Annotated in this window: 20 protein-coding genes and 1 pseudogene; 8 read left to right on the top strand and 13 right to left on the bottom strand. The window is 70.7% G+C overall.

Translation table 11 applies throughout. The features are described from left to right. Positions 1-67: 67 nt before the first annotated feature. Positions 68-2,653, bottom strand: coding sequence for a bifunctional FO biosynthesis protein CofGH (locus tag FPZ41_RS22290; protein ID WP_152865249.1), 2,586 nt, complete (start codon positions 2,651-2,653; stop codon positions 68-70). A 252-nt stretch (positions 2,654-2,905) separates the two neighbouring features. Here FPZ41_RS22290 and FPZ41_RS22285 point away from each other — a divergent pair, with 252 nt between their 5' ends. Then, positions 2,906-4,435, top strand: a complete 1,530-nt coding sequence (locus FPZ41_RS22285) for a CehA/McbA family metallohydrolase (RefSeq protein WP_152865247.1) — start codon at positions 2,906-2,908, stop codon at positions 4,433-4,435. 205 nt (positions 4,436-4,640) lie between these two features. Here the strand turns inward: FPZ41_RS22285 and FPZ41_RS22280 are convergent. From FPZ41_RS22280 to FPZ41_RS22265, 4 genes and pseudogenes are all read right to left on the bottom strand, one after another. Beyond that, positions 4,641-5,246 (bottom strand): annotated as a pseudogene (locus tag FPZ41_RS22280) (N-acetylmuramoyl-L-alanine amidase); the annotation flags it as partial. Positions 5,247-5,253: 7 nt separating this feature from the next. Next, positions 5,254-5,892: a peptidoglycan DD-metalloendopeptidase family protein gene (locus tag FPZ41_RS22275; protein ID WP_152865243.1), complete on the bottom strand. Its 639-nt coding sequence runs from the start codon at positions 5,890-5,892 to the stop codon at positions 5,254-5,256. 164 nt (positions 5,893-6,056) lie between these two features. Next, the gene (locus tag FPZ41_RS22270; RefSeq protein ID WP_265584251.1) at positions 6,057-6,974 is read right to left on the bottom strand and encodes an AraC family transcriptional regulator; all 918 of its coding nucleotides are present in this window, start codon (positions 6,972-6,974) and stop codon (positions 6,057-6,059) included. Positions 6,975-7,202: 228 nt separating this feature from the next. Beyond that, positions 7,203-8,027, bottom strand: coding sequence for an endonuclease/exonuclease/phosphatase family protein (locus FPZ41_RS22265; protein WP_152865239.1), 825 nt, complete (start codon positions 8,025-8,027; stop codon positions 7,203-7,205). A gap of 124 nt (positions 8,028-8,151) precedes the next feature. On the opposite strand from FPZ41_RS22265, the gene FPZ41_RS22260 reads away from it, so the two are divergent. The 3 genes from FPZ41_RS22260 (at position 8,152) to FPZ41_RS22250 (ending at position 9,954) form a co-directional block, all read left to right on the top strand. After that, a complete protein-coding gene (locus tag FPZ41_RS22260) occupies positions 8,152-8,547 on the top strand; it encodes a nitroreductase/quinone reductase family protein (RefSeq protein ID WP_152865237.1) in 396 nt (131 codons plus the stop codon). A gap of 127 nt (positions 8,548-8,674) precedes the next feature. After that, positions 8,675-9,112 (top strand): hypothetical protein, encoded by a 438-nt coding sequence (locus FPZ41_RS22255; RefSeq protein ID WP_152865235.1) that lies wholly within the window; start codon positions 8,675-8,677, stop codon positions 9,110-9,112. A 56-nt stretch (positions 9,113-9,168) separates the two neighbouring features. After that, positions 9,169-9,954 (top strand): SAM-dependent methyltransferase, encoded by a 786-nt coding sequence (locus FPZ41_RS22250; RefSeq protein WP_152865233.1) that lies wholly within the window; start codon positions 9,169-9,171, stop codon positions 9,952-9,954. Positions 9,955-9,980: 26 nt separating this feature from the next. Here the strand turns inward: FPZ41_RS22250 and FPZ41_RS22245 are convergent, their stop codons facing one another. The 6 genes from FPZ41_RS22245 to FPZ41_RS22215 form a co-directional block, all read right to left on the bottom strand. Next, the gene (locus tag FPZ41_RS22245; protein WP_152865231.1) at positions 9,981-11,420 is read right to left on the bottom strand and encodes an aldehyde dehydrogenase family protein; all 1,440 of its coding nucleotides are present in this window, start codon (positions 11,418-11,420) and stop codon (positions 9,981-9,983) included. A gap of 101 nt (positions 11,421-11,521) precedes the next feature. Further along, on the bottom strand, positions 11,522-13,252 hold the full coding sequence (locus FPZ41_RS22235) for an N-acyl-D-amino-acid deacylase family protein (RefSeq protein WP_152865229.1): 1,731 nt from the start codon (positions 13,250-13,252) through the stop codon (positions 11,522-11,524). A 153-nt stretch (positions 13,253-13,405) separates the two neighbouring features. Next, a complete protein-coding gene (locus tag FPZ41_RS22230; RefSeq protein ID WP_152865227.1) occupies positions 13,406-14,524 on the bottom strand; it encodes an LLM class flavin-dependent oxidoreductase in 1,119 nt (372 codons plus the stop codon). Positions 14,525-14,637: 113 nt separating this feature from the next. Continuing rightward, entirely contained in the window at positions 14,638-15,420 is a 783-nt protein-coding gene (locus FPZ41_RS22225) for an SDR family NAD(P)-dependent oxidoreductase (RefSeq protein ID WP_152865225.1), read from the bottom strand. 33 nt (positions 15,421-15,453) lie between these two features. Further along, complete coding sequence (locus tag FPZ41_RS22220) at positions 15,454-16,362, bottom strand: LLM class F420-dependent oxidoreductase (protein WP_152865267.1); 909 nt, start codon at positions 16,360-16,362, stop codon at positions 15,454-15,456. A 26-nt stretch (positions 16,363-16,388) separates the two neighbouring features. Then, positions 16,389-17,636, bottom strand: a complete 1,248-nt coding sequence (locus FPZ41_RS22215) for an amidohydrolase family protein (protein WP_152865223.1) — start codon at positions 17,634-17,636, stop codon at positions 16,389-16,391. A gap of 294 nt (positions 17,637-17,930) precedes the next feature. Between FPZ41_RS22215 and FPZ41_RS22200 the strand changes: the two genes are divergently transcribed. Further along, a complete protein-coding gene (locus FPZ41_RS22200) occupies positions 17,931-21,032 on the top strand; it encodes an AfsR/SARP family transcriptional regulator (protein WP_228022901.1) in 3,102 nt (1,033 codons plus the stop codon). A 216-nt stretch (positions 21,033-21,248) separates the two neighbouring features. Then, positions 21,249-21,527: a hypothetical protein gene (locus tag FPZ41_RS22195; RefSeq protein WP_228022900.1), complete on the top strand. Its 279-nt coding sequence runs from the start codon at positions 21,249-21,251 to the stop codon at positions 21,525-21,527. Positions 21,528-21,531: 4 nt separating this feature from the next. Here the strand turns inward: FPZ41_RS22195 and FPZ41_RS22190 are convergent, their stop codons facing one another. Both FPZ41_RS22190 and FPZ41_RS22185 read right to left on the bottom strand, forming a co-directional pair. Further along, the gene (locus FPZ41_RS22190) at positions 21,532-22,053 is read right to left on the bottom strand and encodes an ATP-binding protein (RefSeq protein ID WP_407698803.1); all 522 of its coding nucleotides are present in this window, start codon (positions 22,051-22,053) and stop codon (positions 21,532-21,534) included. Further along, on the bottom strand, positions 22,050-22,298 hold the full coding sequence (locus FPZ41_RS22185) for a hypothetical protein (RefSeq protein WP_152865221.1): 249 nt from the start codon (positions 22,296-22,298) through the stop codon (positions 22,050-22,052). Before FPZ41_RS22185 ends, FPZ41_RS22190 begins: the two co-directional genes overlap by 4 nt. 135 nt (positions 22,299-22,433) lie before the next feature. Here FPZ41_RS22185 and FPZ41_RS22180 point away from each other — a divergent pair, with 135 nt between their 5' ends. Beyond that, complete coding sequence (locus FPZ41_RS22180; protein ID WP_322620566.1) at positions 22,434-23,285, top strand: helix-turn-helix domain-containing protein; 852 nt, start codon at positions 22,434-22,436, stop codon at positions 23,283-23,285. Next, complete coding sequence (locus tag FPZ41_RS22175; protein ID WP_152865219.1) at positions 23,266-23,469, top strand: DUF397 domain-containing protein; 204 nt, start codon at positions 23,266-23,268, stop codon at positions 23,467-23,469. The genes FPZ41_RS22180 and FPZ41_RS22175 overlap by 20 nt, the downstream gene beginning before the upstream one ends. Positions 23,470-24,036: the final 567 nt, after the last annotated feature.

Below are 24,036 nucleotides of genomic sequence, written 5' to 3'. Positions count from 1 at the left end.
AAACCGACCAGTACGTGCGGGGGCGCCCCCTTCAACCGACGAGGGCGCCCCCGAACCGTCCGTACCGTCAGTCCAGCACCGGCAGCAACTCCGGCAGATGCCCGTCCGACTCCGCCGCCGCCCGCTGCCGTTCCTCCGGGACCTCCCCGTACAGCGTCGTGCGCGGCTTCGCCGGGCGTCCCGCCGCGTCCGCCACCGCGATCAGGTCCTTGACGGACTTGTACGAGCCGTACGACGAGCCCGCCATCCGGGAGATGGTCTCCTCCATCAGCGTGCCGCCGACGTCATTGGCGCCGGAGCGGAGCATCTCGGCGGCGCCCTCGGTGCCGAGTTTCACCCAACTGGTCTGGATGTTGGGGATGTGCGGGTGCAGGAGGAGGCGGGCCATGGCCGTGACCGCGCGGTTGTCGCGGGTCGTGGGGCCGGGGCGGGCGATCCCCGCCAGGTACACCGGCGCGTTGGTGTGGATGAACGGGAGCGTCACGAACTCCGTGAAGCCGCCGGTCTGTTGCTGGATGCGGGCGAGGGTGCGGAGGTGGCCGAGCCAGTGGCGGGGCTGGTCGACATGGCCGTACATCATCGTCGAACTCGACCGGATGCCCAGCTCATGCGCCGTCGTCACCACCTCGATCCAGGTCGCGGTGGGCAGCTTGCCCTTGGTCAGGACCCACCTCACCTCGTCGTCGAGGATCTCGGCGGCCGTGCCGGGGATGGAGTCCAGGCCGGCCTCCTTGGCGGCGGTCAGCCACTCGCGGATCGACATGCCGGTGCGGGTGGCGCCGTTCACGACCTCCATGGGGGAGAAGGCGTGCACGTGCATCCCGGGGACGCGGGACTTGACCGCCTTCGCGATGTCGAAGTACGCCGTGCCGGGCAGGTCCGGGTGGATGCCGCCCTGCATGCACACCTCGACCGCGCCCACGTCCCAGGCCTGTTGCGCACGGTCCGCGACCTGGTCCAGCGACAGGGTGTAGGCGTCGGCGTCCGTCCTGCGCTGTGCGAAGGCGCAGAAACGGCAGCCGGTGTAGCAGACGTTGGTGAAGTTGATGTTGCGGGTGACGATGTAGGTGACCTCGTCGCCGACCACCGACTTCCGTACGTCGTCGGCCACCCCGCACAGGGCGTCCAGCGCCGGGCCGTCCGCGTGCAGCAGGGCCAGGGCCTCGTCGTCGGTGAGGCGGGTCGGATCGTCGGCCGCGGTGCGCAGGGCCTCGCGTACGTCGGTGTCGATGCGCTCCGGCGCCATGCCGGGGGCGGCTGCCTCGCGCAGGGCCTCCCAGTCGCCGTACACCTCGTCGAAGTCGTCGCGGCGGTCGGAGGTGCGGCCCTCGGTGTCGATCGTGGTGTGGAGGTCCGTACGGCCCGAGGGCTGGAACGCCTCCTCGGGTTCCTGCCACGGGTGGCCCTCCACGGGCGCGTCCGGGAGGGCCAGGCCCGTCTCCGGGTCCGCGAGGGCGCGTACGTGCGGCAGGAGCCGGGGGTCGAGCCAGGGTTCGCCTCGGGTCACGAACTCCGGGTAGACGCAGAGACGTTCCTTCAGTGCGAAGCCCGCCACCGCCGACTGCTGGGCGAGTTCCTCGATCTGCGGCCAGGGGCGCTCGGGGTTCACATGGTCGATGGTGAGCGGGGAGACGCCGCCCCAGTCGTCGATTCCGGCACCGATGAGACGTCCGTACTCGTCGTCGACGAGGTTCGGCGGGGCCTGAAGGCAGGCGCTCGGGCCCATGATGTGCCGGGCCACCGCCACCGTGGCGACGAGTTCGTCCAGTTCCGCGTCCGGCATGCCGCGCATCGCGGTGTCCGGCTTGGCGCGGAAGTTCTGGATGATCAGCTCCTGGATGCCGTGGTAGGCGCGGGAGACGCGCCGCAGCGCGAAGAGGGACTCGGCCCTCTCCTCGTACGTCTCGCCGATGCCGATGAGGATGCCTGACGTGAAGGGGACGGAGGAGCGGCCGGCGTCCTCCAGGACGCGCAGCCGTACGGCCGGTTCCTTGTCCGGGGAGCCGTGGTGGGGGCCGCCGGGCTCGGACCACAGACGGGTCGCGGTCGTCTCCAGCATCATGCCCATGGAGGGGGCCACCGGCTTGAGGCGCTGGAAGTCGGTCCAGGTCATGACGCCCGGGTTGAGGTGCGGGAGCAGCCCCGTCTCCTCCAGGATGCGGATGGAGATGGCCCGGACGTAGGCGATCGTGTCGTCGTACCCGTGCGCGTCGAGCCACTCGCGGGCCTCCGGCCAGCGGTCCTCGGGCTTGTCGCCGAGGGTGATCAGGGCTTCCTTGCAGCCGAGCGCGGCGCCCTTGCGGGCGATGTCGAGGACCTCGTCCGGGGACATGAACATCCCGTGGCCGGCCCGGCGCAGCTTGCCGGGGACGGTGACGAAGGTGCAGTAGTGGCACTTGTCGCGGCACAGGCGGGTCAGAGGGATGAAGACGCTCTTCGAGTACGTGATGACGCCGGGACGGCCGGCCGCCGCGAGTCCCGCGTCGCGCACGCGGGCCGCCGACACGGTGAGCTCCTCCAGGTCGGCGCCGCGGGCCTGGAGGAGGACGGCCGCCTCGGTGACGTCGAGTGCGACGCCGTCACGGGCACGTTTGAGGGCGCGACGCATGGAGTTCTCGGTCGGGCCGGTCCCTGGGGTCGCGGAAGTCGTCATCCTTCGAGCATACGGTCGCCGTGATCAGCCCAAACAGGGCCGCCCGGGCGGGTGAGGGTATGCCTCGCCGTGCGTCCGTGTCGCCGCCACACCGGTCGTGAGCGCCTGGGATCGACCGCGCCGCTTCCGCGCAACATGCCGCTCCCCTTCCCTTGCACGGCAGTTCACGGCTGAATAGCAAGGTTGTGCGCGCCACCCCTGCACCACCCCCACACCACCCGTGCAACCCGAAGACGTGTTGGGAGCAGCAGCATGTGCGAGGACGACGACCACGGTGCCGGCCTGGGCAGACGCGCCCTGTTCGTGACGGGCGCCGCCGCGGCGCTTACGTTGGGGAGTGTGAGCTTCTCGAACGGACCGTCCGCCGAGGCGGCGAACAACACCGAGACCAGGACGGTGCGCGGCACGCTGCCCACCGGCTCCCCCGACTTCGTGTACCTGCCCGTCGAGGTCCCGTCCGGCGTACGGGAACTGCACGTGGCGTACACCTACGAAAGGCCGGCCGTGCCGTCCGGCACCGTGGGCAACGCCCTCGACATCGGCATCTTCGACGAACGCGGCACCGACCTCGGCGGCAAGGGCTTCCGCGGCTGGTCGGGCGGGGCGCGCACGGAGTTCTTCATCCGGGCGGACGACGCGACGCCCGGCTACATTCCCGGCCCCGTCCGCCCCGGCACCTGGAACATCGCGCTCGGCCCGTACACCGTGGCGCCGCAGGGACTGGCGTACGAGATCACGATCACCCTCACGTACGGCGAACCGGGCAGGACGGTGAAGCCGACGTACCCGCCGTCCCGTGCGAAGGGCCGCGGCCGGGCCTGGTACCGCGGCGACTGCCATCTGCACTCCTGGTTCTCCGACGGCCGCCGCACCCCGGCCGAGATCGCGGCGCTCGCCCGTGCCGCGGGCCTCGACTTCATCAACACCTCCGAGCACAACACCCATTCCGCGCACGCCCACTGGGCCGACCAGGCGGGTGAGGACCTGTTGATCATGCTCGGCGAGGAGGTCACGACCCGCAACGGCCACGTGGTGGCGCTGGGCACGGACCCCGGCACGTTCATCGACTGGCGCTACCGGGCCCGGGACAACCGCTTCGGCAAGTACGCGCGCAAGATCCGCGCCGCCGGTGGCCTGGTCGTCCCCGCCCACCCGCACGCCACCTGCATCGGCTGCAACTGGAAGTTCGGCTTCGGCGAGGCCGACGTGATCGAGGTGTGGAACGGGGCGTACACCCCCGACGACGAGGTGGCCCTGGCCGACTGGGACGGCATGCTCGTCGCCTCGGTGCGCTCGGACAACGGCCGGTCCTGGATCCCGGCGATGGGCAGCAGCGACGCCCACCGCGACCCCGACCCCGTGGGCCGGCCCCAGACGGTCGTCCTCGCCGACGACCTGACCCGCGAGGCCATCCAGGAGGGCCTGAAGGCGGGACGGTCGTACGTGGCCGAGTCCAGCACGCTGTCGCTGTCCTTCACCGCGGTCGGCGGGCGGGGTGAGCACGCGGGCATCGGCGAGCGGCTCGACGTGGACCGCGACGACCCGGTCACGGTCCGTCTGGAGGTCACGGGCGCGCCCCGCTGCACGGTCCGGTTCGTCACCGACCAGGGCGTCCTCCACACCAGCGAGCCCCTGCCGGTGTCCGGGTCGGGCACGGTCGAGTGGCGTACGACGGCGCAGTACGCGGCGTACGTACGGGCGGAGTTGCGGCACGAGGCCGTGGTGACGTCGCTGCCGGGGCCGCTGGCGGCGTTCACGAACCCGATCTTCCTGGGGCGTTAGTCCCGTACACGAGCGAAGGGGCACGGCCACGAGCGAAGGGGCACGGCGGTGCGCGTGATCGCGTACGGCCGTGCCCGTCGTGCCCTTCGCGCTGGTCGCGCCCGTCGTGCGTCGTACCTACCCGTCGCGCGTCGTACCTTCTCGTCGCGCGTCGTACGATTCTTCGCGTTTCTCAGCCCGCGACGAGAGCGGACCGCAGGGTCTTCTTCAGGCGGGCCGCGACGCGGTCGCGCATCGCCGGCATGGAGAAGCCCTTCGGGTCGATCTTGTCCTCGGACCACTCGAGGTGGCCGATCACGCTGCGTGCGGTCCAGCCGTGGGCACGGCAGATCGCGGCGCTGACGCGTTCGATCGCCTCCAGCTGCGCCGCCGGCCACGGGTCATCACCGGTGCCGAGGTTGACGCATTCGAAGCCGTAGAAGCAGACGTTGCCGTCCACGCCGTCGGCGTTGCCGCGCGTCGGCTTCGGCGGGCGGCTGCCGTAGTCCTCGGCCTTCACGCGTTCGAGGACCTCGGGGTCGCCGCCGCCGGCGTGGTTGGCGCGTCCGTGGCCGACGAGGTGGACGGTGCCGTCCTTGGCGATGACGCCGTGGCACAGCGGGCCCGGCAGTGAGCTGTAGCCGTCCCGGCAGATCGCCACGGACTTCTGGGTGCCCGAGGTCACGGTGTGGTGGATCATCACACCGTTGACGGGTCCCCAGGGGCCCATGTGGTTGCGGTTGTGCGTACGCCAGTCGCCGATCTCCACGACCCGTACGCCTTCGGCACGCAGGGCGGCGAGGAGCTTCGCCGCGGAAAGCGGTGTCGCCATGGCTACCTCACCAGGAGGGCTTGCGGTCGTTGCCGTACCCGCCGCCACGGGGACGGTCCTCCAAGTGCAGGTGCGGACCGGTCACGTTCCCGGTCGCGCCGACCTTGCCGAGCGTCTGGCCCGCTTTCACCTTGTCTCCCTTGGCGACGGCGCGCTGGGACAGGTGGCAGTAGTGGTAGTCGCGGTCGTTGTCGGCGCGCAGGACTATCAGGTTCCCGTACGCGCCCGCGTTGCTCTTCGACTCGGCAATGGTGCCCGCCCGCACCGCCACCACGGTGGTGCCGGTGGACGCCGCGTAGTCGTCACCGGTGTGGTAACCGGCGGAGTAGCCCGAGTTACGGACCCCGTAGGCGTACGTGACCTTGTGGCCGGGCACAGGTGAGGCCACCCGTCCCCCCGAGCTGTGGCCCCCGTCCTTCAGCCCGAGCCGGGTGAACGTCTCCTTGCCCGGCAGTCCGTCCGCCCCGCTGCCCGACCAGCCCTGCGCACGCTGGAACTTGGCCACGGCGGCCTTCGTCTCGTCGCCGTACTTGCCGGTGGCGCCCGACGGGATCTTGTAGCCGGCGGCTATGAGGGCCTTCTGGAACGACTTCACACACGGCTCCGTCGAGCCGTACCGCACATGATCGAACTCGATCGTGGTCATGAACATCTCCCCGTGTTGTCAGCCGCTCGGGTCTCAAGCGACTGCGTTCATCCTCGGTGCCGCAGGAGCGCTCGTGTTGACGCCGGGTCCACAGTTCTTTGACGTTCCGTCCCCGGCGGGGCCGTGCGCGGAGGTCTGCGGTCTGATGACGCTCAGTCAGTGGGTCAGCCGCTGCCGGCCTCTTGGAGCAGGGCGCGGTGGCGGTACTCGCGGGGCGACATGCCGTAGGCGGCGCGGAAGGCGCGCGTGAAGACCGAATGGTTCTCGTAACCCGCGCGTGCGGCGACAAGATGCACGGGGACGTGGCTCCGGGCGGGGTCGGCGAGCTGCTCGCGAGCGTGCTCCAGACGCAGGTGGCGGATCCAGCCGGACACCGTGGTCTCGCGGTCCTGGAACAGCCGGTGGAGGTAACTGGTCGAGATGTGGTGCGCGGCGGCGATGCCGGCCGGCGTCAAGTCGGGGTCGTGCAGGTGGTCGCGGATGAACGCCTGGATGCGCAGGGCCAGGGTCCGTCTTCGGGACTCGGCGGGCAGGGAGTCCATGCCGTCGAGCGCGTTCGCGAAGAGGGCGGCGAGCAGGTCCAGCAGGACCGTCTCCAGGCGGGGCGCGTCGGCGGCGGTGTACGAACGCCGGTTGTCCACCAGGGTGGTGAGGAAGGAGGCCAGCAGGGCCCCGACGCCTTCCCGTCCCGACAGCCGGTGACCGATCACGCGGTCGATCTCGTCCGAGGGCAGGGGCAGCCGTGCCCTGGGGACGTCGACGCACACGGCGTGCACTGCCTCGCCGCTCGTGCCCAGGACGATCTCGCACGGGTGGGAGGAGTCGTTGGTACGGAACTCGAACGGGCCGTACAGGGCGTCCGGGCCGTGCATACGGAACCCCACGGTGCCCTTGATGATCAGCGAGAGGTTGATCATCTCCGGGTCGGAGCTGCGGATGAGTTCCGTGGTACGCCGGATGGCGTAGGACCCACTGACCGAAGGCCATACGAGCGCGCTGCCCAGTGGGATGACGCGCTGGTAGGCGCTGAAGTGGGAGTCGGGGCGGCAGATCAGGTCTACGGGCGCGTGTGTCTGGGACAACCTCTCCCGCCACGCTTCGGCCCGGTCTGCCACCGGTAAGTCATCGGTCCGGAACACTGTTTCGATCATCGTGTCTGCCCCCGTCGCAGCATGGATGAACACCGGGCCCCGACGGCCCGGGCACTCCACCAGCATGCCGAGAGGCAAAGGAGCCGCAAAGAGTTGGCTGCTCTTCGGCGTGGCGCGCCCACACTCCTCTGGGCGCCTGCTAGCCCGCCACGGACATGGTCACGATGCGGCGCCCGGCGCCAGATCGGCGACCACCGCCGCATGGTCGGACGGCCACACGCCGTCGACCGGCCCGTCCCCGGCCCGCCGCACCGCCCGCACATGTCCGAGGCCACCGGGGCCGGGCGGTCCCACGTGGATGTAGTCGATACGCACGCTCGGCCCGTACGTCGCCGCGACGTACGGGTTCGCCATGTCCCAGGTGGCCGAGGGAGCCGTCGGGTCGGCGTACTCCCAGGCGTCGATGAGGCACTGGCCGGGCACGGGCGGAGCCGTCTTGAGCCCCCCGAACAGCCGCACCTCGTCGGAGTCGGGCCAGGCGTTGAAGTCCCCGGTGACGACGGGCGGGAAGCCGGTCCCGCCCTTGTAGCGGGCAACGAACTCGGCGAGCGCGGTGACCTGTCGGCAGCGCGCGGCCGAAGCATCCGGGGCGGAGGCGAGATGGGCGGCGAAGAACGGCACGTGCTGCCCGGGCGCATCGAGCCGCGCGTACAGCGCGAGCCGCCCGCCATCGCCCTCCGCGGCGGGCAACGGCAGCACCGCCCGCTCCCCGACGGACCACCGGCTCAGTACGGCGTTACCGATCCCGACGCTTCTGTCCCCGATCCGCCGCTGCCAGAACCCGGGGTCGTCGGAGGCCGCCCAGGTCCAGTGCATCCCGAGCTCACCGGCCAGCCACTGAGCGAGATTGTCCGAGCCCTGCTCCCACACCTCCTGCAGTCCGACGACATCGGGCCGCAACTCCCGCAGTACGGCGAGGATCGCCTTCTGCCGCGCTTCCCAGGGCCCGAACCGCCACCACAGATTCCACGTCACGACCCTCATCAGAATCCGCCTCGTCCCGTTCCTCGGCCGTCTGCGCCGCCTACGCCGTCTCTGCTACACCTTGCTCAACCGCGTACAGGAACCACAACCCACTGCCACCGCACGCAGAGGAGCCCCGCAGCCGATGACCCAAAGCAACGACCGCAAGCTCCGTGCCGTCACGACCTTCCAGCGCCGGATCCTCAACCCCGTCATGCGCCGGGTCCCGTTCCAGACGGCGCTGGAGACCACGGGCCGCACCTCCGGCCTGCCCCGCCGCACTCCCGTGGGCGGCCGCCGCGTCGGCGACTCCTTCTGGCTGGTCTCGGAGCACGGGGAGAGGTCCCAGTACATCCGCAACATCCGCGCGAACCCCCGGGTGCGGGTGCGGATCGGGGGACGGTGGCACCACGGCACGGCCCATCTCCTCCCCGACGACGACACCGCGGCCCGCCTGCGCACCCTGCCCCGCTCCAACAGCACCGTGGTGCGGCTGGTGGGAACGGATCTGCTGACGGTGCGTGTGGATCTGGAGGACTGAGGCACGCTCAGGGCGCCGTTCGAGTGCACGGATCGTCAAACAACTGTGGTCTCCGCGTCAACAATCCCTCCGCGCTGTCGCACATCCTGATGCCCGGCAGTGAACGGAGCACGACCAAGGAGGGGACATGCGGAAGGTAATGACGAGGTTCGCCCGGGGCGCGCCGGCCGCCGTCGCGGCAGGCGGCCTGGTGCTCGGTCTGGCCGGCTCGGCGCACGCGTCGTCGAACGCGACGGCGTACGTGTACGGCCCGGACGGCACCCGCCTGGGCACGGGGCACTTCCAGGCCGACCCCCAGGAAAGCTCCGATCCCAGCAGGCCCGACCAACCGGGCGACGCGATCATGGCCTGTGACGCGGTGCGCGGGGATTCCTACGGCGTCCGGGTCCAACTCGACATCCACCGTGACGGGGACATCGACCGCTCGGCGTCCGCCTACACCTTCGGGTGCACCGACTGGGTGACCGGCAACATCACGGAAGAGACGCCGGTGCGGATCCGCGCCTGCGAGATCGTGGGCTTCACAACGCGCGACTGCGGCGCCTGGCGCAACGCCACGGCCTAGACAGCCCACGGAAATTCAGAAGACACTCCCGCCCCTCGCCCGCCAGGATCCTCCCCATGGACCGCCGACGCATCAGTGCCCTCGCCCACGCCGACCACCCCATCGCCGCGCCCCTGAGCGACACCTCCGTGGCCCACCTCCTCGATCGTGCCCTGCGGGACGGGGCCGTGCAGGACGGGGCCGAGCGAGACAGGGACGTGCGGATACTCGATCTCGGGTGCGGGGAGGCGGCCTGGCTGGTGCGGGCCCTGGAGGGGCGGCCGGGGGTCAGGGCACACGGGGTCGACCTGGACGCCGGCACCATCGCCGGGGCCCGCGACGAGATCGCCGCGCGCGGGCTCGGCGACCGGGTCACCCTGCACGCCCAGGACGCCAGCGAGTTCGTCGCCGACGAGCCGTTCGACCTGGTGCTCTGTGTCGGCGCCACCCACGCCTTCGGCGGTCTGCTGCCCACCCTCGAAGCGGCCCGGCGCCACCTCGCCCCGGGCGGTACGGCCCTGATCGGCGACGCCTTCTGGGAGCGCGAGCCGGACCAGGGCACTCTGGACGCCGGGTTCGCGGCCGACGACTACGCCGATCTCGGGGCGACCGTCGACAGGATCGTCGCGGACGGGTGGACGCCGGTGTACGGGCACATCAGCACCACCGAGGAGTGGGACGAGTACGAGTGGTCGTGGACCGGGTCCCTGTCCCGCTGGTCCCTGGACCACCCCGACGACCCGGACAGCGGCGAGGCGCTCAAGGCCGCCGCCGAGCACCGTTCCGGCTGGCTGCACGGCTACCGCCGCACCCTCGGCTTCGTCACCCTCGTACTGCGACGAACACCCGACCACCTGCGGTGAGGTGAGGGCCCGGCGTCACCCCGGCCTCACCCTGGCCACACCACCGCCTGCACCTCGCTGTACGCGTGCAGGGCGTACGAGCCCACGTCCCGCCCCACCCCGCTCTTCTTGAACCCGCCGAACGGGGCCTCCATGTTGCGGCCGACGGTGTTCACGCCCACTCCGCCGGCCCGCAGGCGCCGTGCGACCCGGAAGGCGCGGGCCACGTCGCCGGACCAGACGTAGTCGATGAGACCGTAGTCGGAGTCGTTGGCGAGGGCCACGGCCTCCTCCTCGTCGCCGAAGGGGAGGACCACCACGACCGGGCCGAAGATCTCCTCGCGGACCACGCGCATGTCGGGGGTGCAGTCCGCGAGGAGGGTGGGGGCGACGTAGAAGCCGCGGTCCAGGGACGGGCCTTCGCCCCCCGCGACCACCCTCGCGCCCTCCTTGCGGCCCAGTTCGACGTACGACTCCACGCGGTCCCGGTGGGCGGCCGAGATCACCGGGCCGACGACCGTGCCCGGGTCGCGCGGGTCGCCCACCGGCAACCGGCCCGCGTACGCCGCGAGGTGGGCGACCAGCGCGTCGTACACCCCGCGCTGGGCGAGCACCCGCGTGGGAGCCGTGCAGATCTGGCCGCTGTAGAACGAGAACGTCGTGCCGATGCCCGCCACCGCCGAGCCGAGGTCCGCGTCGTCGAAGACGACGGCCGCGCCCTTCCCGCCCAGCTCCATCAGCTGCCGTTTCATGCCCCGCCCGCACACCTCGGCGATGCGCTGTCCGACGGCCGTCGAGCCGGTGAAGCTCACCATGTCGACGTCGGGCGAGTCGACGGCCGCCTCACCCGCCTCCGCGCCGGAGCCGCTGACCACGTTCACGACGCCCGGCGGGGCGCCCGCCGCCTGTAGGGCCTCGACCAGGCGGTAGACGGAGAGCGGGTCCTGGGGGGCGGGCTTCACGACCACCGTGTTGCCCATGGCCAGCGCGGGGGCGATCTTGCCGGCCGGGTTCGCCCAGGGGTTGTTGTACGACGTGATGCAGGTGACGACGCCGACGGGCTGACGTATCGCCAGGGCACCCGTCACGGCGGCCCTGCCCAAGGGGCCCGCCTCGTTGATCTGCGGCGGCAGGGGCTGTTCGACGGGTTCCAGCGCGCCCTTCGCGTACCGCCTGAAGCGGGAGGCGCCCACCGCCACCTGCATCGCCCGCGCCGTCCCGGTCGTCGCACCGCTCTCGGCCTGCGCGAGCCCGGCGTACGGCACGAGACGGCGCTGGATGTGCTCCGCCGTACGGGCCAGAATCACCGCCCGCTCCTCCGGGGACGTGCGCGACCACGAGCCGAAGGCCTCGCGGGCCGCGGCGGCGGCCGCGTACACCTGGTCCCGCGAGGCCTCCGGCGCCCACCCGACGACCCCCTCGGTCGCCGGGTCGATCACCTCGTAGTGCCCGCCGTCCGGCTCGACCCACGCTCCGCCGATGAACAACCGTTGTGGCCCGGACGGTTCGGACCGTTCGGACCGTTCGGACCGTTCGGACCGTTCAGATGGTTCGGATCGTTCAGATGGTTCGGACCCCCCTACGGGACTCACCGCGTACTCACCGTCCTCGTGTCCCGCCCCGAGCGGAGCACCTTGCCCGGTACGGCACCGGTCACGACGTCGTCCCGGATCGCCTCGACTCCGTTGACCCAGACCGCCCGTACGCCGAGCGCCTTGGAGTCCAGCCGCGGGCTGTCTCCCGGCAGGTCGTGCACCAGGGTGGCCTTGCCCGCGTCGATGCGCTCCGGGTCGAAGAGGACCAGGTCCGCATGGAAGCCCTCCTCCACCCGGCCCCGCTCCCGCAGGCCGAACAGCTGCGCCGGGTCGTCCGTCAGCATCTTCACCGCCTGCTCCAGTGGCACCAGCTTCCGCCCGCGCAGACAGTCACCGATGAAGCGCGTGGTGTACGGGGCGCCGCACATGCGGTCCAGGTGCGCGCCCGCGTCCGAGCCGCCCAGCATGACGTCCTCGTGCCGCCAGGTCTCGGAGCGCAGGGCCCAGGAGTCGGGGTCGTTGTCGGTGGGCATGGGCCACAGGACGGTGCGGAGGTCGTCCGCCGCACAGATCTCGACCAGGCACTCGAAGGGTTCCTGGCCGCGTTCGGCCGCGATGTCCCGTACGACCCGGCCGGTCAGGCCCTCGTTGGCCGCGCTGTAGGTGTCCCCGATGACGTACCGGCCGAAGTTGGTCAGCCGCCGCAGCACGCCCGCCTCCTTGGAGTGGGCGCCCTTCAGCATCTCGGCCCGCACCTCGGGGTCGCGCAGCCTTTCGATCCTCTCCGGGACGGGCAGGCTCAGGATCGGCCCCCACCCCGGGATCAGGTTCAGCGCGCAGAACGTGCCCAGCGACATGTTCATCGGGGTGAGGATGGGCATGGTCAGCGCGACGATCCGGCCGCCGGACCTGCGGGCGCGCTCGCTGGCGAGGAGCTGCCGCGGTACGCGCTCGGGGACCGCGGCGTCGATCGTCAGCACGTTCCAGTTCAGGGGGCGGCCGGCGGACGAGGTCATCTCCACGAAGAGGTCGATCTCCTCGTCGCTGAACTGGTCCAGGCAGCCCGCCACGATCGCCTCGATCTGCGTGCCCTCGTACTCGCCGACGGCACGCGAGAGCGCCAGCAGCTCGGCGGGCTGCGCGTGCCGGGACGCGACCGGATTCCCGTCGCCGTCGGAGTGCGAGCGCGACTGGGTGGTGGACAGCCCCCAGGCGCCCGCCTCCATCGCCTCACCCAGCAGCCGTACCATCGCATCGAGTTGCTCCGGCGACGGCTGCCCGCCCACCGCGTCCGGCCCCATCACGTACCGTCGCAGCGCACAGTGCCCCACCATGAAGCCCGCGTTGACGGCGATACGGCCCTCCAGGGCGTCCAGGTAGTCCCCGAAGGTGTGCCAGCTCCAGGGCGCACCCTCCTCCAGGGCGACCAGCGACATGCCCTCGACCTTGGACATCATGCGACGGGTGTAGTCGGCGTCGTCGGGGCGGGCGGGGTTGAGCGGGGCGAGCGTGAAGCCGCAGTTCCCGCCCGCGACCGTGGTCACCCCGTGGTTCAGGGATGGCGTCGCGTACGGGTCCCAGAACAGCTGGGCGTCGTAGTGCGTGTGCGGGTCGACGAAGCCGGGGGCGAGGACGAGCCCGCTCGCGTCCTCGACCGTACGGGACTCCTCGGTGACGGTCCCGACGACAGCGATCCGCCCGTCACGTATCCCCACGTCGGCGGTGAAGGCAGGCGCGCCGGTACCGTCGACGACGGTCGCACCCTTGATGACGTGGTCGAGCATGAGCACATACCTCCTCGGGTGAGTGGGCGCGCCCTGAAGGGGCGCGGGGCTGCGTCGATATGCGGCTCCGCCGCGATGGGGGTCCCCCCGCTCGAGCGCAGCCGAGAGTGGGGGAGCGACGAGCCACAACGGACCCGCAGCCGCCAACGAACCTCAGGCAGCCCCCCGGAACCGCGTAGTCCGATGCACAGGATCCGTATCGATCTTCGGAATCACGTGCTCCCCGACCAACCTGATCGTCTGCAACGTGTCCTCCCGCGAGATCCCCACGGGCAACCCGAAACTCAACTGATCCGCCCCGGCCTGCTCCCACCGCTTGCACTGCGTGAGCACCTCGTCCGGATCACCGCAGATCAGCAGCTCCTCGGCGATGAGCAGCTCGATGATCTCCTCGGTGTACTCGGGCAGGGTCTCGGGCCACTGGGGGAACCCCTCGGGCCGCGGGAACGTGTCGTGGTACCGGAAGACGAGCGAGGGCAGATAGTGCAGCCCACCGCCGGCGGCAATCCGCACCGCCTCCGCGTGCGTAGGCGCGCAGATCGCGGTCGACGTCACCATGACGTTGTCGTTGACGAAGGCGCCGATCGGCTCGGCGTCCACGACCGCCGTCTTGTACTGCTCCAGCACCCACTCCATGTCGGAGACCTTCTGCACGCTGAAGCCGAGCACGCCGAGGCCCTTGCGGGCGGCCATGGCGTACGAGGGCGGGGAGCCGGCCGCGTACCACATCGCCGGGTGCGCCTTCCCGTACGGCTTCGGCAGCACCTTGCGCGGCGGGAGCGACCAGTGTTTGCCCTGGAACCCGGCGTACTCCTCCTGGAGCCACATCTTCGGGAACTCGGCGATGGTCTCTTCCCAGATCTCCTTGGTGTGGTTCATGTCGGTGATCCCGGGCAGGAAGCCGAGAATCTCATGGCTTCCTGCCCCCCGCCCGCTGCCGAACTCGAAGCGGTTCTCACTGAGATGGTCCAGCATGGCCACCTTCTCGGCGACCTTCACCGGGTGGTTGACCTGGGCCAGAGGGTTGAAGATGCCGGAGCCGAGGTGGATGCGCTCGGTGGCGTGCGCCAGATAGCCCAGGAAGACGTCGTTGGCGGAGAGGTGGGAGTACTCCTCCAGGAAGTGGTGCTCGGACGCCCAGGCGTACTTGAAGCCGGACTTGTCCGCCTGGATGACGTACTCGGTCTCCTCCATCAGCGCCTTGTGCTCCGCGAGCGGGTCGGTCTCGGCCCGCTTGCCCACGTATCCCTGTACAAAGAGCCCGAATTCCAAGGAGGTTCACCGTCCCCAGTCTGTTTCTGACACTCCGTCAGATCGGCGGTATGCCGCCGACTGTGGCACCGTGCGCAGACACCGTCAATAGCTGACGGCCAGTCAGGCGACGCTCAGACAATGCTGACGCCGGCGAGCCAGCCCCCGTCGATCACGAAGGGCTGCCCGGTGATGTAGGAGGAGTCGTCGCAGGTGAGGAAGAGCGCGAGCCGGGCCACCTCCTCGGGCTTCCCGACCCGCCCGAGCGGCACGAGCTTGCGGTAGTACTCGTCGAGGGCGTTCGCCGCCTTCTCGGGATCGGCGCCCGGGTCGAGCTGCGCCGGATTGGTCATGGCGGTGTCGATGGCGCCCGGACAGACGGCGTTGACCCGTATCCCCTTCCCGGCCAGCTCCAGCGCCGCCACCTTCGTCAGCCCGACGATCGCGTGCTTGGTCGCGGTGTAGGCGCCCACGTACGCCATGCCGGTCACCCCCGTGTACGAGGCGGTGTTGACGATCGTGCCGCCGCCCGCCTCCGCGATTTCGGGAGCGACGGCCTTGATGCCCAGGAAGACCCCCACCTGGTTCACCTGGACGACCTGCTGGAACTCCTCCAGGGGTGTGTTGACCAGCTTGTTGAAGCGCAGGATGCCGGCGTTGTTGACGAGCCCGTCGATCCGCCCGTACGCGCCCTTCGCGGCGGCCACGGCGGCCCGCCAGTCGTCCTCCTGGCTCACATCGAGATGCGCGTACAGCGCACCGCCACCCAGCTCCTTCGCGAGCGCCTCGCCCCGGTCGTCGAGCACATCGGCCACGACGACCTTGGCGCCTTCCACCGCGAACAGGCGGGCCTCCTGCTCTCCCTGCCCGCGCGCCGCCCCCGTGACGAGGACGACACGACCGTCCAGCTTGCCCATGGCCACTCCTTACGGTTGGGGTTACGGATTGGGTCACGGCCCCAGAAGCGGCGCGACCTCAGAGCCAAACGCGGTCATCTGGTCGGTGAGTTCACCGCGGTCGCGGCTGCGGAACCGCACCTGAATCTGGTCCACGCCCATCGCCCGGTAGGCCCGCAGCGAGTCGGCGAGCGCTTCGGGGGCGCCCGTGAGGGTGCGCCGCCCCACGTCCCAGCCGGGCTCGCCCACGTACAGCGGTTCGGTGATGGCGCCGACGGAGAACGGACCCTCCGCGCCCGCCTGCTCGCGCAGGTCCCGCAGCCTGGCTATCTGCCCCGGCAGCCGGTCGCGCGGGTCGCCCTGCGGGAGCCAGCCGTCCCCGCGTACGGCGGCCCGTCGTACGGCGGCCGGTGAGGAACCCCCGACCCAGACGGGCACATGCTGCTGGGCGGGCCGCGGGCGCTGGCCGAGCCCGTCGAAGTCGTACGCCTTCCCGTGGTGGGCCGGGAACTCCTCCGGCCCGAGGACGGCCCGGAGCGCGTCGACGGACTCGTCCAGGAGGGCACCCCGGGCGGTGAAGTCGACGCCCAGCACCTCGAACTCCTCCCGTACGTGCCCGGCGCCGACGCCGAGGATCAGCCGCCCTCCGGAGAGGTGGTCGAGGGTCGCGTACTGCTTGGCGGTGAGGAGGGGGTGCCGGAGCGCGACGACCGCGACGTGACTGAGCAGCCGTACGCGTTCGGTGACCGCGGCGAGGAAGGCGAGCGTGGCGACCGGGTCGTACCAGACGGTGCTCATCGCGACCGCGAGGCGGCGCGGGATGGCGACGTGGTCGCAGCTCGCGATGTACGCGAAACCGGATCGGTCGGCGGTGCGGGCGATCTCGGCCAGGTCGTCCGGCCCGGCGCCGGCCTCCCACGGCTCGGCGTAGAGGGCGGACTGGGACTGGACGGGAAGCTGCATTCCGTACAGCAGGGGCTTCGGGGCGCTCAAGAGGTACCGCCCCCGGGTCCGGGCCACAGGCCGTCGTCCGTCAGACCCAGCAGGTCGATGGCGTTGCGCCGGACGATCCGGTCGACCACGTCCGGGTCCAGGTGGCCCATCTGGGACTCGCCGACCTGGCGGGACTCGGGCCAGGTGGAGTCGGAGTGGGGGTAGTCGGTCTCGTACAGCACGTTGCCGACCCCGATGGAGTCCAGGTTGCGCAGCCCGAAGGCGTCGTCGAAGAAGCAGCCGTACACATGCTCGGCGAACAGCTCGGACGGCGGCCGGTGCACCTTGTCGGCGACGCCGCCCCAGCCGCGGTTCTCCTCCCAGACGACGTCCGCGCGCTCCAGGATGTACGGGATCCAGCCGATCTGGCCCTCGGCGTACATCACCTTCAGGTTGGGGAAGCGTTCGAACTTGCCGCTCATCAGCCAGTCGACCATCGAGAAGCAGCAGTTGGCGAAGGTGATGGTGGAGCCGACGGCGGGCGGGGCGTCGGCCGACGTGGACGGCATCCTGCTCGACGACCCGATGTGCATGGCGATCACGGTGCCGGTCTCGTCACAGGCGGCGAGGAACGGGTCCCAGGCGTCGGTGTGCACGGAGGGCAGGCCGAGGTGCGGCGGGATCTCGGAGAACGCGACGGCGCGCACGCCTCGTGCGGCGTTGCGGCGGACCTCGGCGGCGGCCAGTTCGGCGTTCCAGAGGGGGATGAGGGTGAGCGGGACGAGCCGGCCCTGGGCATCGGGCCCGCACCATTCCTCCACCATCCAGTCGTTGTAGGCCCGGACCCCGAGCAGCCCCAGCTCGCGGTCCTGCGCCTCGGTGAAGGTCTGGCCGCAGAAGCGCGGGAAGGTGGGGAAGCACACGGCCGACTGCACGTGGTTGACGTCCATGTCGGCGAGGCGCTGCTTGACGTCGTACGAGCCGGGGCGCATCTGCTCGTACGTGATGACCTCCAGCTTGATCTCGTCCCGGTCGAACCCGACGGCGGTGTCGAGGCGGGTGAGGGGCCGGTGCAGGTCCTCGTACACCCACCAGTCGCCGATGGGGCCGTCGTCGCCGGGGGAGCCCATGACCGGGGCGAACTTCCCGCCCAGGAAGGTCATTTCCTTCAGGGGCGCGCGGACTATACGGGGGCCGGTGTCCCGGTACTTCCTCGGCAGGCGGTCCTGCCAGACGTTCGGGGGCTCCACCGTGTGGTCGTCGACGGAGATGATCTTCGGGAAGGGGGTGCCCATGGTGTCCATAGGGGGCACGGTAGCGCCGATCTGACGATGCGTCAGCTATCGCGGACGGGGCCGGGGGGCCTCGGCGCAAGGCCGTACATGGCCGCACATGGCCGTACGCGAGGCCCTACATGACCGAGCGCGTGGCCGAACCTTGACGTGTACGTGACCGGATCACGTACGACCGCACGAGGAGACGGTGTGTAAACGTTGTGCCGTCCCATGTGGCGGCCTGTGATCAGTGCCCCCCACGGCTGACGCATCCGCCATGAACAAGGCAAACTGGCCTAGGTGTCAGGAGACCAGGGGGCGGCGATGGACGACGTTGTACCGCGAGTGCCTGAGCAGCGCGGCCCTGAGGACGCACGGCAACCAGCTGCCGAGGCGTCCGCGGCGCTGCGCTTCGGCGTGCTCGGCCCGGTGCGCGCCTGGCGCGGTGCGGAGCCCCTGCCCACCGGTTCGCCACAGCAGCGCGCCCTGCTGGCGGCGCTGCTGCTGCGCGAGGGCCGTACGGCCACGGCGGGCGAGCTGATCGACGCACTGTGGGGCGACGACCCGCCCTCCCAGGCGCTGGCCGCCGTCCGCACCTACGCCTCACGTCTGCGCAAGGTCCTCTCACCCGGCGTACTGATCAGCGAGTCGGGCGGTTACGCCATCCGCCTCGCCGACCGGCACACCGGGACCTCCGGGTCCACCGGGACCTCCGGGTCCACCGGGACCTCCGGGTCCACCGGGACCTCCGGGTCCACCGGGGCCTCCGGGACCTCCGGGGCCTCCGAGCCCTCTGGCATGAGCGGCGCCCTCGACCTCTCCCTGGCCCAGGAGTTGGCGGCCGACGCGGAGAAGGCGAAGGCGACCGGAGACCTCTGCCACGCCCGCGCACTGCTGAACAAGGCGCTGAGCCTGTGGGACGGCGAGGTCCTGGCGAGCGTCCCCGGCCCGTACGCGGAGACCCAGCGGGCACGGCTGGACGAGTGGCATCTCCAGCTCATCGAGACCCGTATGGACATGGACCTCGAACAGGGCTGCCACGCGGAAGCCGTCTCCGAGCTCACCGCCCTGACAGCGGCCCACCCGCTGCGGGAACGCCTGCGCGAACTGCTCATGCTGGCCCTGTACCGCAGCGGGCGTCAGGCCGAGGCCCTCGCCGTGTACGCGGACACGCGGCGGCTGCTGGCGGACGAGCTGGGCGTGGACCCGCGCCCCGGACTGAAGGAGCTCCAGCAGCGCATCCTCCAGGCCGACCCGGCCCTGGCGGAACCCTCGGCCCCCCTGGCACCGGAGCCCTCCGCCACCCCGGTGCGCCCGGCCCAGCTCCCGGCCACCGTCCCGGACTTCACCGGCCGGACGTCCTTCGTGTCCGAGCTGAGCGAGGTGCTCGCGTCGGCGTCGGCCGCCGAGGGACGCGTCATGGCCGTGTCCGCGCTGGCGGGCATAGGTGGCGTGGGCAAGACGACGCTGGCCGTCCATGTCGCCCACCAGGCGCGGGGAGCCTTCCCCGATGGACAGCTGTACGTGGACCTTCAGGGGGCGGGCACGCGCGCCGCAGAACCGGAGACAGTCCTGGGCTCCTTCCTGCGCGCCCTCGGCACCGCCGACGAGGCCATCCCGGACTCCCTGGAGGAGCGGGCGGCCCTGTACCGCTCGGTCCTGGACGGCCGCCGGGTCCTCGTACTCCTGGACAACGCCCGGGACGCGGCCCAGGTACGGCCCCTTCTGCCCGGCACGGAGGGATGCGCGGCCCTGGTGACCTCCCGGGTACGGATGGTGGACCTGGCCGGGGCACACCTGGTCGACCTGGACGTGATGTCGCCCGAGGAGGCCCTCCAGCTCTTCACGAAGATCGTGGGCGAGGAACGGGTGGCCTCGGAGCGGGAGTCGGCCCTGGACGTGGTGGCGGCGTGCGGTTTCCTGCCACTGGCCATCCGGATCGCGGCGTCACGGTTGGCCGCCCGTCGTACATGGACGGTCTCGGTCCTCGCGGCCAAGCTGGCCGACGAGCGGCGCCGGCTGGACGAACTCCAGGCCGGGGACCTGGCGGTAAAGGCCACGTTCGAGCTCGGGTACGGCGCGCTGGAGCCGGCGCAGTCGCGGGCCTTCCGGCTGCTGGGGCTGGCGGACGGGCCGGACATCTCGCTGGCGGCGGCCGCGGCGGTACTGGACCTGCCGGTGGACGAGACCGAGGACGTGCTGGAGTCCCTCGTCGACACGTCGCTGCTGGAGTCGGCGGCGCCGGGACGCTACCGGTTCCACGACCTGGTGCGGCTCTACGCACGCGCCTGCGCGGAGAGGGACGAGCAGCCGCCGGGTGAGCGGGATGCGGCAATGTCGCGGTTGCTGGACTTCTATCTGGCTACGGCGGCCGAGGTCTATGCGATCGAGCGGCCGGGGGATCGGCTGGTGGACGACTTGGAGGTGACGGAGTACGCGGGGCTGCGCTTCACCGACGGTTCCGCGGCCCTGGACTGGCTTTACAGCGAGGCAGCCCCACTGCTGGCCTCCATACGGCAGTCCTGGGGCACGGACCGGCTGCGGCGTGCGGTGAATCTCCTGTGGGCGTCCAGGGACCTGGCCGAGTCGGGTGCGAACTCCCACCAGTACGAGGCGACGGCCAGGGCCATGTGCGGGGCCACGCAGTCGGCTGGAGACATCCGCGCGGAGGGCCGGGCACACGTGGCCCTCACCGGTGTGCTGCTGGTCTCCGGCCGCATCCAGGAGGCCGAGGAAGAGGCACGGCTCGCCATGGAGTGCGCGGCTGCCGCCGGGGACTCCACCGCCACCAGTTGGGCAGCCCAGGACCGGGGAGTCATCGCCCTTCACCAGCACCGTTACGCGGACGGCAAGGTCTTCTTCGACCAGGCGATAGCGGGGTTCAGGGCGGCTGACAACGGACTGTGCGAGGCCACGGCTCTGGGCAATCTGTCGCGTGCCCACATGGGGATGGGCAACACGGCGAAGGCGGTCGAGTTCGCTCAGCACGGCCTCGCCGTCCACATCAAGGTCGGCAGCACGATGCGGCTGGCCAACGGCCACTACGCCCTGGGGGTGGCCCTGACCACGGCCGGGCGGCACGCGGAAGCCCTCAACCAGTTCTCCGAGGCGCTGACAATCTTCGTGGATCACCGGCAACGGCTCTGGGAAGGGGCCACCCACTTCCGGATCGCCGGGGCCCACATCGCAGCGCATCGCCCCTCGCTGGCGGCTCAGCACGCCGAACAGGCCCTCGCTCTCGGGGGCATTGGCGGCGACCGGATGCGGGGCAATGTGCTGACGCTCCTGGGCCGGGCGCTCTCCGCGCTGGGGCAGGCCGACCGGGCCAGGGCTTGCTGGCGTGAAGCGCTCAACCTCTACGAGGAGCACAGCGCCCCGGAGGCCGACGAGGTGCGCGCCCTGCTCATGCCTGCTTCGGCAGCGTGAGCGACACGCCACCCACCAGGCAGTTGCGGACGTTCAGCATTCGTTTATCTCCGTACGGCACTCTCTTTTCAGTCAGACCGTCGCGTCGGGGGGCAGACGGTTTGAGCGGGAGCGCAGCAGTTAGTGTGCGGCTCCGAAACGCCCGTCCGGCGGCCCTCGGGGGAGCTTCCGGACGGGCTTTCCTCACTCGTCACCACAGCAGAGGAACCCAAGACCATGAGCGAGACCAAGAAGGACGCGGACGCCACGCCGCTGGACACCAACATGCCGGCCCCGCCGAAGGACCCGGGCATCACCACGCTGGACACCAACATGCCCAGCGAGCCCGCCAAGAACACCGTCACGCCGCTGGACACCAACATGCCGGCCCCGCCGAAGGACCCCGGCGTCACCACGCTGGACACCAACATGCCCGCTCCGCCGGCCAATGGCCCCATTAAGCCGATGGACACCAACATGCCAGCCCCGCCCGCCCTGAAGCTGGACGGCAAGTAGACCATCATCCCGACGGGGATCGGCCGCGGCGGCGCGGAGGGGGAGCCGCCGCGGCCGAGGCGTTTCGCACGTCGGCCGGACCCGTCCCAGGAGACACAGGCTGAGCCGCGTTGCCCAAGCCGCTCCCCCTCCGCACCGTTCCGGCTTCGCCCAGCTCGCACCACACCGTCTTGCCGGACGCCCCCTGTTCGACGCCCCACCGCAGCGCCACCGCGTCCAGCAGGGCAAGCCCGCGCCCGGTCTCGTCGTCGGCCGTGGCGTGCACGAGGACAGGCAGGGCGCGCGGGTCGGGGTCGTCGACCTCGACCCGCGTCAGGCCGCCGGCCCGCGACACGCGGAGCCGCACAGGGGCACCCTCCCCCACGTGCCGAATCACGTTGCCGACCAACTCGCTGACGCACAACTGCACGTCCGCGCACGGAGCACCCAGACGCTCCCGCACCGCACGGCGCAGTTCGGGTACCGCCTTGGGGAACGCCAGCAACTCGACCTCCAGGTCCGCTGACGTCTCGTACACCTCGCTCACCGCTCCGCCGCCCCGCGGAGTACGGCGACCAGCGTGCGCGCCGTCGCGACGTTGCAGTTGCCGAGCGCGAGCAGCCCGCCCTCGGACGGGTACGCGCTCGCGAAGCTCGGCAGATCCACGCGGAGCGACGGCAACGTGATGCCGTGCTCGGCGAGGGCTGCCCGCAACTCCTCCACGCACAGCGTCGCGTCGTAGCCGGAGGGGTTGCCGGGTTCGGGGTTGCCGGAGGCGGCCTGTGGGGGCATGCCGGGTACGCCTTTCCTGTTCCGCACACCTTCGTGTGCGCTCCGTGACGAATCATTCACAGAGTGACGTCACGCGACGTACCGTGAAAGGGATTCGCGTTGCGCAGCGCAACCGGAAAGAGACGGTGATGAGTTGTGCCCCCACGCAAGGATCCCGACGCTTCGGCGAACGTCCCCTCCTTCTACGGCGCCGAGTTGCGCTACCAGAGGGAGCTGGCGGGCCTGACGCTGGAGCAGTTGGCGGAGGGGAGCTTCCGCGGCATCTCGTTCCTGAGCCAGATCGAGCGCGGGGAACGCCGTATGCCGCTCGACCTGGCCCGCCACGTCGACCAGAAACTCGGCACGGACGGCTTTTTCGAGCGGCGCTGTGAAGACGCCCGCAAGGCACGTCAGTCGGGACATGCGGAGTACTTCGCCGACGTGGCGGAGATGGAGCGGCATGCGGATGCGATCGAGGAGTGGGCGCCGATGCTGGCCCCCGGCCTGCTGCAGACCAAAACCTACGCTGAGGCGGTCGTGCACACCTCTCTCCCCTGGCTTCCGCCCAAGACCGTCGCCAACCAGGTGCGGGCCCGCCTGGAGCGCGCGGAGATCTGGGCACAGGAGGAGCGTCCAGCGTTCTGGGCGATCCTCCATGAGTCGCTGATCACCAAGCCCCTGCTTCCGCCCGAGGCGATGGCCGAGCAACTGGAGCACATCGCGCACGTGATCCGCTCCACGCAGAGCGTTCTGCAGGTCCTCCCGGAAACGGCGCACGCCCACCCTCTCATGATGGGCATGATCAAGGTCATGACGTTCCCGGACGCCCCACCGGTGGTGTACACCGAGGGGCTCCACAGCGGCCAACTCATCGACTTTCCAGCCCTCGTAAAGGACTACCGAAGGTCTTACGATCTGCTCAGGGCCGCAGCACTTCCGCCCAAGGCGTCCCTGACCATGATCGACCAAGCCGCGGAGGCCTACCGAAATGGCAAGCACAGAGGCTGACTTGAGCACAGCCCAGTGGCGCAAGAGCAGCTACAGCAACGGAAGCGGCGGCGACTGCGTCGAGGTCGCCCAGAACCTCCCCGGCATCACCCCCGTACGCGACTCCAAGAACCCCCAGGGCCCGAAGCTCGTGTTCCGGGCCAGGGCGTGGGCGGCGTTCATCGAAGGCGTGAAAGCCCGATAGGGCCCCACTTGCTCTTACCGTGCGTCGGTCAGTGCCCTCACAGAGGTCGCGTCCGGTGGGCCGGTACCTGGATAGGCACCGTGGGGCCGCCCGCTTCTTGGCCAGTGTCGTGCTTCCGCGACCCGAGTAAAGGGCGCTCCGCGTCGCCTTCGGCGATCGGCCTACGGCCGACCCTTGACTCGGCTCGCTCCAGCACGGGGAAGAAGCGAGCGGGCGGCCCGGAAAGACGGGGTGCCCAGCGAGTTTGCGCTGGAACTGGGTCAAGAAGTGGACCGAGGCTGACGGGCGCGACCGCGTCTCGCATGCACGCCGGGGAGACTCGGCGGCTTACGGCCGGTGACCGAGACGGCCACACCACCCGCCACACATCCATAAACCCGCCCGCCAAGGAGCACCCGCACGTCCCCGCATGAGTAATTGGCAGATTTGGGCCACCCGGGGCAGGTAAGAGCCCAGGAGCAGGCAGTTCGGCGGTGTCTCAAACTTGCCAATTACCCTTCGGGGCGCGGCTTGTGAGGCTGGTGTGACGGGGGAGGTCTCGCCTTCCCCGTCCCCGTCCCTGTCCCT

Origin of the sequence: Streptomyces acidicola (genome assembly GCF_009377235.1) — a bacterium.
Classification (GTDB): Bacteria; Actinomycetota; Actinomycetes; order Streptomycetales; family Streptomycetaceae; genus Streptomyces; species Streptomyces acidicola.
This window is presented reverse-complemented; position numbering and strand designations above follow the sequence as displayed.